The organism is Frankia sp. Mgl5 (assembly GCF_023242985.1).
Taxonomy (GTDB): Bacteria; Actinomycetota; Actinomycetes; order Frankiales; family Frankiaceae; genus Parafrankia; species Parafrankia soli.
In genome coordinates this window covers 1-14,917 of record NZ_JALKFY010000651.1, presented here as the reverse complement: position 1 = coordinate 14,917, position 14,917 = coordinate 1, and the positions used below count along the sequence as shown (strand labels likewise).

General features: G+C 72.2%; 11 protein-coding genes and 1 pseudogene. 6 read left to right on the top strand and 6 right to left on the bottom strand.

Annotation, left to right across the window (positions count from 1 at the left end):
- The 4 genes and pseudogenes from MXD62_RS21275 to MXD62_RS21260 all read left to right on the top strand — a co-directional run.
- Positions 1-391 (top strand): annotated as a pseudogene (locus MXD62_RS21275) (translocation protein TolB); the annotation flags it as partial.
- A 52-nt stretch (positions 392-443) separates the two neighbouring features.
- The gene (soxR, locus tag MXD62_RS21270) at positions 444-911 is read left to right on the top strand and encodes a redox-sensitive transcriptional activator SoxR (RefSeq protein ID WP_248831251.1); all 468 of its coding nucleotides are present in this window, start codon (positions 444-446) and stop codon (positions 909-911) included.
- Positions 912-1,136: 225 nt separating this feature from the next.
- A complete protein-coding gene (locus MXD62_RS21265) occupies positions 1,137-1,901 on the top strand; it encodes an NADPH-dependent FMN reductase (RefSeq protein ID WP_248831250.1) in 765 nt (254 codons plus the stop codon).
- A 315-nt stretch (positions 1,902-2,216) separates the two neighbouring features.
- Positions 2,217-3,464 (top strand): ABC transporter substrate-binding protein, encoded by a 1,248-nt coding sequence (locus MXD62_RS21260; protein ID WP_248831249.1) that lies wholly within the window; start codon positions 2,217-2,219, stop codon positions 3,462-3,464.
- Between the two features lie 77 nt (positions 3,465-3,541).
- Here the strand turns inward: MXD62_RS21260 and MXD62_RS21255 are convergent, their stop codons facing one another.
- The 6 genes from MXD62_RS21255 to MXD62_RS21230 all read right to left on the bottom strand — a co-directional run bounded on the left by MXD62_RS21255 (position 3,542) and on the right by MXD62_RS21230 (position 12,141).
- The gene (locus tag MXD62_RS21255; protein WP_248831248.1) at positions 3,542-4,282 is read right to left on the bottom strand and encodes an ABC transporter ATP-binding protein; all 741 of its coding nucleotides are present in this window, start codon (positions 4,280-4,282) and stop codon (positions 3,542-3,544) included.
- Positions 4,279-7,500, bottom strand: coding sequence for an ATP-binding cassette domain-containing protein (locus MXD62_RS21250; protein WP_248831247.1), 3,222 nt, complete (start codon positions 7,498-7,500; stop codon positions 4,279-4,281). The genes MXD62_RS21255 and MXD62_RS21250 overlap by 4 nt, the downstream gene beginning before the upstream one ends.
- 380 nt (positions 7,501-7,880) lie before the next feature.
- On the bottom strand, positions 7,881-8,804 hold the full coding sequence (locus MXD62_RS21245) for a CAP domain-containing protein (protein ID WP_248831246.1): 924 nt from the start codon (positions 8,802-8,804) through the stop codon (positions 7,881-7,883).
- A 167-nt stretch (positions 8,805-8,971) separates the two neighbouring features.
- Positions 8,972-10,066, bottom strand: a complete 1,095-nt coding sequence (locus MXD62_RS21240; protein ID WP_368862429.1) for an amidohydrolase family protein — start codon at positions 10,064-10,066, stop codon at positions 8,972-8,974.
- An 82-nt stretch (positions 10,067-10,148) separates the two neighbouring features.
- Positions 10,149-10,520, bottom strand: a complete 372-nt coding sequence (locus tag MXD62_RS21235) for a hypothetical protein (protein WP_020572709.1) — start codon at positions 10,518-10,520, stop codon at positions 10,149-10,151.
- Positions 10,521-11,208: 688 nt separating this feature from the next.
- Complete coding sequence (locus MXD62_RS21230; RefSeq protein WP_112104692.1) at positions 11,209-12,141, bottom strand: LysR family transcriptional regulator; 933 nt, start codon at positions 12,139-12,141, stop codon at positions 11,209-11,211.
- A 134-nt stretch (positions 12,142-12,275) separates the two neighbouring features.
- Between MXD62_RS21230 and MXD62_RS21225 the strand changes: the two genes are divergently transcribed.
- On the top strand, positions 12,276-12,938 hold the full coding sequence (locus tag MXD62_RS21225; RefSeq protein WP_308301298.1) for a succinate dehydrogenase cytochrome b subunit: 663 nt from the start codon (positions 12,276-12,278) through the stop codon (positions 12,936-12,938).
- 1 nt (position 12,939) lies between these two features.
- Positions 12,940-14,904, top strand: a complete 1,965-nt coding sequence (locus tag MXD62_RS21220) for a fumarate reductase/succinate dehydrogenase flavoprotein subunit (RefSeq protein ID WP_071061295.1) — start codon at positions 12,940-12,942, stop codon at positions 14,902-14,904.
- The last annotated feature ends 13 nt before the right edge of the window (positions 14,905-14,917 follow it).

Below are 14,917 nucleotides of genomic sequence, written 5' to 3'. Positions count from 1 at the left end.
CCACTACGTGGCGGGCACCTGCTTCTTCACCACCAAGGGCGACAACCGGGTCTGGGCCTACGACGCGGTCGGCGAGCGGATCTCCCTGCTCTACGATCCCGAGCGGGTCCCGCGCGGTGGTACGCGGATGGCGGGCGTGGACAACATCACCGGATCGGCCGCCGGCGACCTGTTCATCGCCGAGGACCGTCCCGGGCCGGCACTGCACATGATCACAGGAGACGGCGTCCTCTCCCGCTTCCTGCACCTGCCGGACCACCGCGCCTCCGAGATCACCGGCCCGGCCTTCAGTCCCGACGGGCGCCGGCTGTACTTCTCCTCCCAACGGGGGAAGGACGGGCGCAGCCGGACCGGGATGACCTTCGAGGTGTCCGGCCCGTTCCGGCGGTGAGCCGCCCGCGCTAGCTCTACCTGACTTCAGGTTCAGGTAGTACCGTCGGGCGATGCGCTCCACGGATCTGCTGACCCTCGGCGAGGTCGTGCACCGCAGCGGGTTCACCCCGTCCGCGCTGCGCTTCTACGAGCGGGAGGGCCTGCTCACCGCGAGCCGGACCAGCGGCGGCCAGCGGCGCTACGCCCGCCACGTGCTGCGCCGACTGGCGTTCATCCGGGCCGCGCGCAACATCGGCCTGAGCCTGGAGGAGGTCCGGGAGGCGCTGCGGCGACTGCCCGACGAGCGGACCCCGACCCGCGCGGACTGGACGGCGATCTCACGCGACTGGCGTATCCGCCTCGACGAGCAGATCGAGGCGCTGGAGCGGCTGCGTGACGGTCTCGACTCGTGCATCGGCTGCGGCTGCCTGTCGTTGCAGCACTGTCACATGTCCAACCCCGACGACCGGGTCGCCGTCTTCGGTCCGGGCGCGGTGGCGCTGCCGGCTGCGCTGCGGCGCGGCCCGGACCACTCCTGACACACCGACCACCCGTGACACGCCGACCGGCCACCATCCGTCGCATCTGATCTGGTCTTTGCGGTAATGAGATGAGAAGTCATTCAACACATCCGACCGATGTCCGGCGCTGGGCGCCCGGGCCTCGGCGGGGGCCCGGTCTCGGGCGGTCGCCGGTCGCGGACCGGGGCGCCGCACCGCGCCGGTCCACCGGGGAACCGCACGAGGTCTGGTGAGGAGGAGTCGATGGACGACGTGCACGGCGCGTTCACGACGAACGGCGAGGGACACAACTCCGAGGGCCTGCTGGCCCGGCGCCGGGTACGACCGGGTCAGGATCTACCGGCCCGGTCGGGGGGTGACCCGCTGGGCGGCCTGGGCGGGCTCGACGCGCTCAGTGGGCTGACCGGGTTCGCGGGCCCGACCGTCCGGAACGAGCGGCGGCGCCGCCCGACCATCGTCGGCATCGGGGGGACGACCCGGCCGGAGTCGACGACGCTGCACGCGCTGAGCACCGTCCTGCGGACGATGGCCGGCGCGGGAGCGGAGACCGTCCTGCTCGGCTCGGCCGACCTGGACCTGCCGATGTACGTCCCGGAACAGCGGGAGCGGACGCCGGCGGCCCAGCGGCTGATCAGTGAGGTGGCCCGGGCGGACGGCCTCGTCATCGCCACTCCGGGCTACCACGGCGGCATGTCGGGCCTGGTCAAAAACGCCCTGGACTATCTGGAGGACCTCCGGGACGCGCCCCGCCCCTATCTCGACGGGCGTGCGGTCGGGCTCATCGTCTGCGCGGACGGCCCGCAGACCGCGGGCACCGCGCTCGCGACGCTGCGCTCGTCCGTCCACGCCCTGCGCGGCTGGCCGACCCCGCTCGGCGTCTCGATCGACACCTCGACGCCGCCCTTCGGCCCGACCGGCGAGGTGGTCGACCAGCGGACGGCGAGCCACCTGGAGACACTGACCGACCACGTCATGGGCTTCGCCTACGCGTGGTCCCAGGTGATCTGACATTGATCCGAGCGGCGTCCCAGATGATCTGAGCGGCGCCGGCCGGCGACACCTTCCGGCACCCGCGCCCTGACCTTCGGGCACCACGTCCGGCCTGGTCAGGGCGAGTGTGCGCGGTCTCGCCATGCCCTGGTGACGCCACGACCCGCGACGCTGCGTAGCGTCACCCCGGAGACACACTGGGAGATTCCCGACTCACCCTGCCGTAGGGATCACGTACGGACGGGTCTACCGTGACGAGGCCTGTGGCGCCGCGCGGACGGACGACCCCGCCGCGCCGCCGGCACGCCAGGAGTATTCAGGAGGGACGAACCGGTGAGACGACGTCTGGGTCTGCGGCTCGGGGCCGCCTTCGCCGGGGCCGCGCTGGCGCTCGCCGCATGCGGCGGCGGCGACGGCGAGCAGGGCGGTGGCACGGCCACCAGCTCCGGCGACCCGGTCAAGCTGATGATCATCGCGCCGGTCGGCACCACCGGGGCCAACCATCCCGAGATGGTGGCGGCGGTCCGGGCCGCCGCCCGCGGTGTCAACGAGCGTGGCGGCATCAAGGGCCATCCGGTCGAGATCCTGCACTGCAACGAGAAGAACGACGCCACCGCGGCGAAGGAATGCGCCCAGAAGGCGGTGGACGAGCACGTTCTGGCCGTGGTCTCCACCGTCAACGGCTCGGGCGGGATCATGCCGATCCTCGAGGAGGCCGGCATTCCGGCGATCGGGTCGGCCGGGATCGCGGCGGACGGCTCCGAGCTCAGCTCGGACGTCAGCTTCGTCGTCAGCCCGCTCACCTTCTACCCGGCCGTCTGCCCGTCGCTGCTACGCAAGGCCGGGGCGTCCAGGATCGGGCTGGTCGGCTACGACCTGAGCGCGAGTGACCGCCTGATCACGATGGCCCAGGCCGGCGGGCGCGCGGCCGGGGCGCCGATCAACCCCGAACTGCGCATCCCGATCACCAGCAGCGACCTCACCCCGACCGTCGCGCAGCTGAGCAGGGCGGGTGCGGACGGCGCCGTCCTGGTGGTGTTCGACCAGGCCGCCTACGCGGTCATCGGCGGCGGCGACCCGAACCTGCGCACCTGCCACGCGGCCGGCACCCTCTCCAAGGAGTACCTCGCCACGCTCGGGCCGGCCGCCGACAACCTCGTCGTCGCCAGCGCGTTCCCCGAGCTCAGCCAGGCCGCCGAGTTCCCCGAGCTCAAGCGGATGATCTCCGAAATGGACGCCGAGGCGGCCGGGGGCGACGCCGACGCGCGCGCCGAGCTCCGGGATTCCACGGAGACCACCGGGGCGTGGCTGTCCGTCCAGATCGCCGAGAAGGTCGGCAACTCCGTCTCGGGCGACCTGACGACGAAGAGCCTGCTCGAGCAGCTCCGCGCGACCAAGGGCCTCGACCTCGGCGTGATCCCGCCGCTGGACTTCACCACGCCCAACCCCATCCCGGGCGTGGAGCGCGTCTTCAACACGACGATGCGCGGTGCCCGCTGGGACAGCGCCCAGCACACCTTCGTCCCGCTCGGGCCGGAGACCTACCAGGCGCTCGACCTGCTGGCCCGCGGCGCTTCCTGACCCGACCCGCCTGACCCGACCGCCTGGCGCGCGTGCCCGCTGTTGCCCGCGCGCCGGGCGACGACCTCCGGGTGGCGTCAGGCCAGGGGCAGGTAGGCGCCGAGGAGCAGGTCGGGATCCGCCCGCACCCCGGCCGCCGGGCCCGACCACGCGACCTGGCCATGCCGCAGGACGATCACCCGGTCGGCCACCGCCAGCGCGCTGCGCACATGCTGCTCGACGAGAAGCACGGCGAGACCACCGTCGGCCGCGGCCCGGACGGCGCCGAGCAGCCGTTCGACCAGCTGGGGCGCGAGGCCGAGCGAGAGCTCGTCGGCGAGCAGCGCCGCGGGCCGGCGCGCGAGGGCCCGGGCGAGCGCGACCATCTGCTGCTGACCACCGGAGAGCAGGCCCGCCCGCCGGTCGAGATGCCCGGCCAGCTCGGGGAACGTCTCCAGGGCCACGCCGGTGTCGGCGCGGCCGAGCCGCAGGTTCTCCCGCACCGTCAGATCCATGATCACGGACCTGTCCTCGGGGACGAAGGCCAGCCCGGCGCGGGCCCGCTGGTGCAACGGGGCGGTCGTCACCCGGCCGTTCCACGAGACGGTGCCGCCGCTGGGCGACAGCGCCCCGCTCAGCGCGAGCAGCGTCGTCGTCTTGCCGGCGCCGTTCGGCCCGAGCAGGGTGACCACCTCCCCCGGCCGCAGATCCAGGTCGAGCCCGCGGACCACCGGCCCGCCCTCGCCGTAGCCGGCCGACAGCCCGCGCGCGCTGAGCACCGGCGCGACAGGCCCCGTCCTGGGCCGCGGCACACCGGGGGCCGGGGGGTTCGTGCTCACCGGCTAACCGCGCCGGCCGAGCCGGTTGCCGGTGTGCGCCCGGCGCCGGTCGCCGCGCCCAGGTAGGCCCGGCGCACCCGCGGGTCGACCCGGACCTGACCCGGGGTGCCCTGCGCGATCACCTCACCGCCGTCGAGAACGACCACCTGATCGCAGATCCGCATCACCACGTCCATGTCATGCTCGTTGAGCAGGATTCCCAGCCCCCAGTTGTCCGCCAGCCGCCGCAGCAGCGTGGCCACCCCGGCGCTCTCGTTCTCGTCGAGCCCCGCGCACGGCTCGTCCAGCAGCAGCACGGACGGGCAGGTCGCCACCGCGCGGGCGATCGCCAGCAGCCGGCGGCGGCCGTAGGAGAGCTCCGAGACCGTGCGGAGCAGGTCGTCGCGCAGGCCGAAGGCCTCCACGGCGGCGGCGGCCGCGGCGGGCAGCGGCCGGGAGCGCGGCAGCACCAGGTCACCTGCGTAGGCACGGGCGTCCCGCGGGTCGCAGGCGGCCTGGATGTTCTCGATGACCGTGAGATCCTCGAAAAGCTCGAGGTTCTGGAACGACCGGCTGATCCCGGCACGGGCACGCAGGTGGGCCGGCAGCCGGTCGAGCCGGGTGTCGCCGAGCATCAGGGACCGCGAGACGGACGAGGTGTAGCCGGTGATCGCGTCGATCACCGTCGTCTTGCCCGCACCGTTCGGGCCGATCACGCCGACGACCCGCCCCGGCTCGACCCGCAGGTCGACCGAGCGGACCGCGGCCACCGGCCCGAAGCTCACCGACAGCCCCCAGACCGACAGCGTGGCCGGCCGGGCCGGGTAGGCGACCGTGCCGACCCGGCGGATCGGGCCCGTCGCCGGGCCCGCCGCTGCGGCGGGGGCGGAGGCATTGGCGGCGCTGGCGGCGGGGACGCCGGGGGCGTTGGTCGCGGCGCTCAGGGAAGCGGCGCCGTTGGTGGCGTTCGGGGTGGCGAGAGCTGGTTCGAGGGTCGGAGCGGGGCCGAGCAGGCGGGCGACCCGGGCCGCGTCGGCGGCCATCCGCCGCTCGACGGCCTTCGGGAAGCGGCGCTCCAGGATCCGGCGAGCGGTACGGGCGTTCTCCGGCGCCATCCCACCACCGGACCGGGAGAGGACCGTGACCAGCACCAGGCCGCCGATCAGCGGGACGTAGCGGTCAAGATCGGCCAGCCAGTCGACGACCCTGCCCCCGCCCGCGAAGGCGGCTGCGGCGAAGGCCGCGGTCACCACCCACGGCACCGCCCGCCGCAGGTGCGCGGCCCGCACCGCGCCCGGCGCCGTCCCGCCTGCGGCCGGCGCTGTCGGCCCCGTACCTGTCACGACGGCGCGGCCGACCGCGAGGCCCAGCAGGCCGGCGGCCGCGGCGAAGAGCAGGCGCAGCAGCAGGCCGAGCTGGCCGAGGACGCTGCCGACCCAGGCCCCGGCTCTCGTCGCCAGCGCCTCGGCGGCCATCGTCGCGCCGGCGAAGGAACCGCTGATCCAGCCGACTCCCCCGACGACCGCGTAGGCGATCAGCAGGATCGAGGCGAACGGCGAGAACAGGCCGCCGCCGTAGTCGATGTTGCCGCGTTCGCCGTAGGTGTAGAACGCGTACAGCACTCCCCCGAAGCCGGCGATCGCGGCGGACAGCGCGAAGGCGTAAAGCTTCGCCCCGACCACGCTGATGCCCAGCGCCGCCGCGGCCCGCTCGTTCGTCCGGACGGCGATCAGCCGCCGTCCCGCGCGCCCCCGCCGCAGGTTCGCCACCGCCAGCCCGAGCAGGACGAACGTGAGCAGCGACAGGGTCGCGAACCCGCGCGGGTGCGTCACCTTGTCCAGACTGATCCCGAACAGGGTCGCGTCGCCGACCTCCGTCCCCTCGAGCGTGCCGAGATCACCGAAGAGGGCACCGAGCGGGCTTGCCGCGGGCGAGTGGTAACCGCGCTGGAACAGCAGCGCGTCCACGGCGGCACCGAGGCCGAGCGTCACGACGGCCAGTTGCAGACCCCGGGTGCGCAGCGCCGGCAGCGCGAACAGCACGCCGACGACCGCCGTCCCGGCGACGCCCACCACGAGGGCAGCCTCCAGCGGCCAGCCCCGGGTGGCGACCAGCCGTCCGGCGATCAGTGCCGCGATCCCGGAGAAGGCGAGCTGCGCCAGCGAGAGCTGCCCGGTGAAGCCGACCAGCACCACGACCGACAGGATGATCGTCGCCCAGATGGCGTTCGCGTTCAGCGCGTTCACCCAGGACGCCGGCAGCAGCCACCACACGGCGACAAGCGCGCAGCCGACCGTGATCCCCAGCGCCCGCCAGTGCACCCGGCCGCTGCCCAGCACCGGGTGGCGCTCGGCGACATGGCCCCGGTCGGGAATGCCGCGCCCGCGCACCGCCAGGTAGAACACGATCACCGCGAGCGGGACGGCACGGTCGACACCCCGCCAGGCCGGATGGTCCGCGACCAGGTGGACCTGGGTCTCCAGCTCCACGATGCCCAGCGCCAGCGCCCCCACCAGCACCGCCGGCAGCGACCGGAACCGGGCGACCAGCGCCACCGCCAGCCCCGGGACGATCAGCAGCATCAGACCACCGGCCGACAACGGATTCTGCAGCGGCGCGAGCAGCACACCGCCCAGCCCCGCCAGCGCCGACCCGGCCAGCCACGCCCAGCTCGCCACCGCGTCCGGCGACCAGCCCAACGACGCCGCGGCCTGCGGATTCTCCGTCACCGCGGTCGCCGCGAGCCCGAGCGTGGTGAACCGGAACACCGCCCACAGCCCCGCCACGACGGCAGCCACCACGGCGAGCCGCACCAGGACGTCCACCCCGACCGCGGTGTCGAACAGGGTCACCTTGCCGGTCGGCAGCACGGTGGGCGAACGCCGGACATCCCCGCCGTACATCAGGGTCAGCAGCGACTGGATGACGATCAGCAGGCCGAGCGTGGCCATCAGGCGCAGCACGGCCGTGGCCTGGCGCATCGGGCGGAGTACCAGCTGGTGGAACACCAGGCCGACCGCCATCGTCGACCCGACGGCGAGCACCGCCGCCGGCACCGCGGGCAGACCCCACTCGTCGCGCGCCCCGTGGAACGCGTACGCGGCCCACGCCAGCAGCGCGCCCTGCGCCATGTTCAACACGCCGGCACCGCGCTGGATCACGACCACGCCGGTGGCGACGAGCGCGTACAGCGCGCCGGCACCCAGGCTCAACAGGGCGTAGCCCATGACGTCGTCCACGGCCGCCCACCTCACATGGCACCGATGACCGGTGCCTGCCTGCGCTCGGGATGGTCACGGAGGACCCCCGGAAGCCCGCGAGAAGATACGCGGAACCATACGACCACCGCGACAATACTGATCACGGTGACGGGAGCGAACGTAAGGTCGTGAATGGTCGCCGGACAAGCAAACCAGCCACAACTCACCGGCCCCAGACCCCGCCGGCGCCGCTCCGAGGGGCCTGGACCAGGGCATTCAGCCCTCGGCCGGCGTCCGGGAGACCCTACGTCACACCAGCCGCCGACGAATCGCCACCTTTGGACCCGGCTGCCGCCGGCAATGGACGGCCACCGCAATTCCACCAGCGTGGGGGCACACCGAAGTGCCGGGGGCGGGAGTCAGCGGGGGGTACCGAAGACCTGCGTCCAGTAGACGCCGTACTCGCCACCGTCGAAGCGGGCCACACCTATCTGGCGGACCTCGGGGCGCAGGATGTTCGCGCGGTGCGGCGGGCTGTTCATCCAGCCGGCGACCACCTCGGCGGCGGTGCGCTGGCCGGCCGCGATGTTCTCGGCCACGACGGCGTAGGAGTAGCCGGCGGCCAGGACCCGGTCGGCCACCGTGATGCCGTCCGGGGTGTCGTGGGCGAAGAATCCCCGGGTCGCCATGTCGGCGCTGTGCCGGTGCGCCGCCGCGGCCAGCCGCGGCTCGGTGACCAGGGCGACCAGGCCGCCCCGGGCTCGTTCGACGTTCGTCAGCGCCACGACCTCGGCGAGGTCCCCACCGCCCGGCGCGCGGGAGACTCCCCCGGCCGGCCCGGCGTCGACGCCGCCATCAGCGCTGACATCGACGCCGAAGTCGCGGGCGAGCCCGGCCAGTCCGTCCGCGTAGCCCAGGCCGAGCGCGCGGATCTTCCAGTGCCTGTCCCGCCGGTAGAGCTCGGCGAGCTGTAGCGCCGTCTGCGTCCCGAGGCGGGGTGGGTGCAGCGTCGCGATCGTGCGGCCGGCGGCACGCAGGGTGGCCAGCGGTGGTGGCAGCCGACCGAAGGGGGTGGCGCCGTCGGCGGGGCTCGCGACCAGGACGACCCGCTCACCGCCGGGGCGCAGGCCATCCAGGTCGAGCTCGACGGAAGGCACGCCCGCGGTGACGCGCAGGGTGACCCCGGGACCGGTCGGCTGGTTGTAGAAGATCATGTCCCGGTCGCCGGAGACTCGGCCGTCCGGCCCGAGGACCAGAGCGGTCACATCGAAGGGACCGGGGAGTGACAGCGCGACCACGGGGCCGGGCAGGGTCAGGTTCGCGCCGGACACCAGCTCCGTCATCCGGCCCTCCGCCTCTCTCCCGCCAGCCACCGGGCTCCGCCCATCGACACAGGCGCAGCGACACAGGTGCGTCGGTAGTACGGCGCATCGGTACGGCGCCGCCCCACCACACGTGGAACGAGCGGCACGCGGAGAGGTTCCGCCGGGCCCACGGCCCGAAGGGACGTCTAGATCGCGCGGCCGCGCAGGACGATGAGGTCGGGGGCGCGCAGTACGCGGACGTCCGCGGTCGGGTCCTCGGGGTAGACCACGAGGTCGGCGGGCGCGGCCTCCTCCAGGCCGGGTCGGCCGAGCCAACGGCGGGCGTCCCAGCAGGCGGCGCCGAGGGCCGCCCGCGGTGGGAGCCCGGCGGCGACGAGCTCGGCCACCTCGTCCGCCACCAGGCCGTGCGGGAGGGAGCCGCCGGCGTCCGTGCCGACGTAGATCGGAATACCGGCCTCGTGCGCGGCGGCCACGGTGTCGTACCGGCGGGCGTGCAGGTCGCGCATGTGGCGGGCGTAGGTGGGGAACCTCGCCTCGGCGCCGGCGGCGATCCCTTCGAAGGTCGCGATGTTCACCAGGGTCGGGACGATCGCGACGCCGCGCTCGGCGAACAGCGTGATGGTGTCGGCGGTGAGCCCGGTGGCGTGTTCGACGCAGTCGATGCCGGCCCGGGCCAGGTCGGTGAGGGAGTTCTCGGCGAAACAGTGTGCCGTCACCCGTGCGCCGTGGGCGTGTGCGGCGTCGATCGCGGCGCGGGCCGCGTCCGGCGGCCAGCAGGGGGCGAGGTCGCCCACGGAGCGGTCGATCCAGTCACCGACGAGTTTGACCCAGCCGTCGCCGCGGCCGGCCTGCTCGATGACCTCGGCGACGAGGTCGCCCGGGTCCACTTCGGCCGCGTAGCCGCGCAGGTAGCGCCTGGGCCGCGCGATGTGCCGGCCGGCGCGGATCAGCCGCGGTAGGTCCGGGCGGTCGTCGATCCAGCGGGTGTCGGACGGCGATCCCGCGTCGCGCAGCAGGAGGGCGCCGGTGTCCCGGTCGGTGCGGATCTGGTCTTCGGCGGTCGCGGCGTCGGTGGCCCCGGTCGCGACGAGGCCCACGTGGCAGTGCGCGTCGACGAGGCCGGGGATCGCCCACCCTGACACGGTGCGCACGTCGCGCGCGGCGGCCCCGGTCGGGGCGGAGAAGCTCACCCGCCCGTCGACCACCCAGGCCTCATCCCGGACGTCGTCGGGGCCCACCAGGACGTGGCCGGTGATCCGCAGCGTCGGCGTGGTCGTCACGCCCTCCATCTTCCCCGCCTGAAGCGGCCGTCCCCCCGGGGATACCGCCGGATCGGCGGCCCCGGGGGCCCGGTGGCGTGACTCAGAGGTCGAGCTGTGCCTCGATGGTGCGCAGGCGGTGCCGGGACAGCGCGAGGTTCGCTCGCGACTTGTCGAGCACCAGGTAGAGGAACAGCCCCCGCCCGGAGTGGCTCTGCAGCAGGCGGATCAGGTGGTACTGGCGGCCCAGGGTGATGAGGATGTCCTCGATGGAGTCCGCCAGACCCAGGCTGTCCATGGTGCGGATCTTCGCCCGGATCACCTCGGTGTTACCGGCCGCTGCCACCTCCAGGTCCAGGGTGTGGCTGCTTCCCAGCGTGCCGAGCGTCATCCCGCTGGTGAAGTCGACCAGCGCGACCCCGGTCGCACCATCGATCTCCATCGCTTCCTTGAGAGCGATGTCGACGCTGTTCATATTGCCTCCCGCACGTATTTCCTGAGTATCCGGAACGCCGGGCTCCGAACGCTCCGACGAGTTCTCCTGCTGCTCAGTCGCAGCTACTTTCGACCGCTCGAACCAGGTGTTCTCGGCCCGTCTGCGCATCTCGCCCCACTGGCCCATGCGCCCCGCCCGGTCACCGAGCTCGGCCAAGATCCCGCGCCCCCTCCCAGAGCGGGACGCCCACGAAGATCCGGGAACGTGTGCTGGTCAGATGCGTGGGGACCCGCGGGCGGGGAGCGGGGGCAGCCTCAGGCCCACCGTGGCGCCAATGCACCACCGGCCGACTTCCAGCCGGCAGGAAAGATCGAGAAACGGCTTGGCGAACATGGTCCACCACAGCACCGACCCCCCGTTCCCGGCACCGGGACCCGTCAACGGAATCGCCTGCACCGCAACAACTTCGGCGCCGGTCACCCGACACCATCACCCCAATCTCCGAACCCGGCTCCGAATTGCTTCGAACAGCTGGTTGGGACATTACGGAGTGCTCAGAGGCCAACGCTAACCAGGAAATACACATTAACAAACGTGATGTACATCACATTCGCGAGGGCAATGCTCTCCGTGACAGATATGGCCGCGCAGAGCGTGTGCCGTCCAGGCCGGCGGACGCGTGTCATCCAGCCCGGAGACGTACGTCATCCGAACCGGGAGAGGCGGGTCATCCGGGCAGGAGATCCGTGCCCGGCGGGAGCGTTCCGGCCTCAGCCGTGCTCTTCAGGTAGGCCCGCAGGCTGCGCCGCAGTTCCTGCGCCGCGCGGGGCGGCTCGACGTCACGGCGGTGGGCCAGCCCGATCGTCCGGTGCAGACCGGGCGGGGCGAAGGCGGTGGTACGCAGCCGCTGACGCCGGGCGACCATGCTCGGGATCACCGCGGCGCCCAGCCCGGCCTCGACGAAGCCGACCACCGCGTCCATCTCCCCGCCCTCGATCGCGAAGGTCGGTTCGAAGCCGGCGATCCGGCAGGCGCTCACGGTGAACTCCCGGAGGTCGTAGCCCCGGCGGAACATCACCAGCGGGCGGTGGCGCAGGTCGGACACCTGGAGGTGGCCGTCCCGCGCCGGCGGCGGGGAGTTCTCGGACGTGACGACGACCAGGTCCTCGCGCAGCAGCGGCGTGGTCGACAGCGCCGGGTCCGAGCTGTGCAGCGGAAGGATGATGAGCGCCAGGTCGAGGTGGCCCTGCGCCAGGTCGCGGATGAGATCGCGCGAGCCGCCCTCCTCGACGAGCAGCCGGATACCCGGGTAGTCGAGGTGGAAGGCGTGCAGCACCTCGGGCAGGAACCCGGTGCACAGGCTCGGCGTCGCGCCCAGCCGCACGGTGCCGTGCCGCAGGTCGAGCAGCTCCTGCACCTGACGGCGGGCCGTCTCGGTGTCGGCGAGGATCCTTCGTGCCAGCGGGAGCAGTGTCTCCCCTGCCGGAGTGAGTGTGATGTTCCCCCGCATTCGGTTGAACAGGGGACTACCCAGCTCCTGTTCCAGGGCACGGATCTGTTGCGAGAGGGACGGCTGCGCTACGTGCTCACGCTCGGCCGCACGGGTGAAGTGCCTGGTCTCGGCCACGGCCACGAAATACGCAAGCTGATGAAGCTGCACACCTTAGGGTAACCGACGATAGTTACTGCCTATCGAGATCAGGCCCATCATGTCTTGGACCACTCGGAGACTTGTCCTTAGGGTTTCCCAACGTGGCTGTAACGAACGACGCGCGGCCTACGTCCCCCGTAGGCATCTTCTGGCGGTCCACCATCGGCAAGAAGGCTGTGATGGCCGTCACCGGGGCGGTGATGCTCCTCTATCTCCTCGCCCACATGCTCGGGAACCTGAAGATCTTCTTCGGCCGCGAGAGCTTCGACGAGTACGCGCACTGGCTGCGCTCGATCGGAGTGCCGGCGCTCCACGGAGCCTGGTTCCTCTGGATCATGCGAGCCCTGCTGCTCGTGGCGGTGGTTCTGCATGCCGCGTCGGCGTACCAGCTCAGCCGGCGCGACCTCAGGGCCCGGCCGCAGAAGTACTCGCACCGGCAGCGGCTCGAGGCGAGCTACGCCGTGAACACGATGCGCTACGGCGGCATCATCATCGGCCTGTTCATCATTTACCACCTCCTCGATTTCACGGCCCTGACGCTCAACCGCAACGGGGTCGAGGGCGCCGCCTACGACAACGTGGTGTCCAGCTTCTCCGTGTGGTGGGTCACACTTTTCTACATCATCGCCATGCTAGCGCTCGGTCTCCACATCCATCACGGATTCTGGAGCGCTGCTCGTACCCTCGGCGTGCACAGTGCGGCCCGGGAAAAGAACCTGAAGGCCGTCGCGACCGTGCTGGCGGTCCTCCTCTCGGCGGGTTTCATGGTCGTTCCCATCGCCGTGCTGGCCGGATTGGTGGACTGAGATGCCCGAGACGACCTCCCTCGGCTCTGGCGGAGGCTCCTACTGGACGGTGGGCGACGACATCGTCGACACCGCCGCGCCGGACGGCCCGATCGAAACCCGCTGGGACCGGCGCAAGTTCGCCGCCAAGCTGGTCAACCCCGCCAACCGCCGCCGCCACACCGTGATCGTGGTCGGTACCGGCCTCGCCGGCGGCGCGGCCGGCGCGACCCTGGCCGAGCAGGGTTACAAGGTCATCCAGTTCTGCTTCCAGGACTCGCCCCGGCGCGCGCACTCGATCGCCGCGCAGGGCGGCATCAACGCGGCGAAGAACTACCGCAACGACGGCGACTCCGTCTACCGGCTGTTCTACGACACGGTCAAGGGCGGCGACTTCCGCGCCCGCGAGTCCAACGTCTACCGGCTCGCCCAGATCTCGACGCAGATCATCGACCAGTGCGTCGCGCAGGGCGTGCCGTTCGCCCGCGAGTACTCCGGCCTGCTCGACACCCGCTCCTTCGGCGGCGTGCAGGTCCAGCGCACCTTCTACGCGCGGGGCCAGACGGGCCAGCAGCTGCTGATCGGCGCCTACCAGGCGCTGTCCCGCCAGATCGACGCCGGCGGTGTGGAGATCCACCCCCGCACCGAGATGCTCGACCTGATCGTCATCGACGGCAGGGCCCGCGGCATCGTCGCCCGCGACCTGGTCACCGGCAAGATCACTCCGTACCTGGCGGACGCGGTCGTGCTCGCCACCGGCGGCTACGGCAACGTCTTCTTCCTCTCCACCAACGCCAAGGGCTCCAACACCACGGCGACGTGGCGGGCCCACCGGCGCGGGGCGCTGTTCGCCAACCCCTGCTACACGCAGATCCACCCGACCTGTATCCCCCGTTCCGGGGAGTACCAGGGCAAGCTCACGCTGATGAGCGAGTCGCTGCGCAACGACGGCCGCATCTGGGTGCCCAAGCAGAAGGGCGACACCCGCTCGCCGGACCAGATCCCCGAGGCCGAGCGCGACTACTACCTGGAGCGGATCTACCCGGCCTTCGGCAACCTGGTTCCGCGTGACATCGCGTCGCGCGCGGCGAAGTACCAGTGCGACGACGGCCGCGGCGTCGGCCCGGGTGGGCTCGGTGTTTACCTCGACTTCGCCGACGCCATCAAGCGCATGGGCGAGGACAAGGTCCGCGAGAAGTACGGCAACCTGTTCGAGATGTACGAGCGGATCACCGGCGAGGACCCGTACAAGGTCCCGATGCGGATCTACCCGGCCGTCCACTACACGATGGGCGGGCTGTGGGTCGACTACGACCTGCAGAGCTCCATCCCCGGGATGTTCGTGATCGGTGAGGCCAACTTCTCCGACCACGGCGCGAACCGCCTCGGCGCCAGCGCCCTCATGCAGGGCCTGGCCGACGGCTACTTCGTCCTGCCGCCCATGATCGGCAACTACATCGCCAGCACCAAGCTGGGCTCGGTCAGCCTGGACGACCCGACGGTGACGTCCGTGGTCGGCGAGGTCACCGGCCGGCTCGGCCGGCTGCTGGAGATCAACGGCGACCGCACGCCCGACTCGTTCCACCGCGAGCTCGGCGAGCTCATCTGGGACGAGTGCGGCATGGGCCGCACCGAGGCGGGCCTGCGCAAGGCGCTCGCCCGCATCCCGGAGCTGCGCGAGGAGTTCTGGCGGCGGGTGAAGGTGCCGGGCGACTCCGGTGAGCTGAACCAGTCGCTGGAGAAGGCGAACCGGATCGCGGACTTCCTCGAGTTCGGCGAGCTGCTGTGCATCGACGCCCTGCACCGCGCCGAGTCCTGCGGCGGCCACTTCCGCGAGGAGAGCCAGACCCCGGACGGCGAGGCGCTGCGCGACGACGAGCGCTTCGCCTACGCGGCGGCGTGGGAGTACACCGGCGGGGCCCCGGTGCTGCACCGGGAGCCGCTGCAGTTCGACTACGTCCACCTGGCCCAGCGCAACTACTCGTGATCCTCCTGGTCGG

Bases quoted from the DNA above. Each gene is read 5' to 3' on its own strand.
- soxR (WP_248831251.1), top strand. From the start codon at position 444: ATGCGCTCCACGGATCTGCTGACCCTCGGCGAGGTCGTGCACCGCAGC.
- MXD62_RS21265 (WP_248831250.1), top strand. From the start codon at position 1,137: ATGGACGACGTGCACGGCGCGTTCACGACGAACGGCGAGGGACACAAC.
- MXD62_RS21245 (WP_248831246.1), bottom strand. From the start codon at position 8,804: ATGACGGAGCTGGTGTCCGGCGCGAACCTGACCCTGCCCGGCCCCGTG.
- MXD62_RS21235 (WP_020572709.1), bottom strand. From the start codon at position 10,520: ATGAACAGCGTCGACATCGCTCTCAAGGAAGCGATGGAGATCGATGGT.
- MXD62_RS21220 (WP_071061295.1), top strand. From the start codon at position 12,940: ATGCCCGAGACGACCTCCCTCGGCTCTGGCGGAGGCTCCTACTGGACG.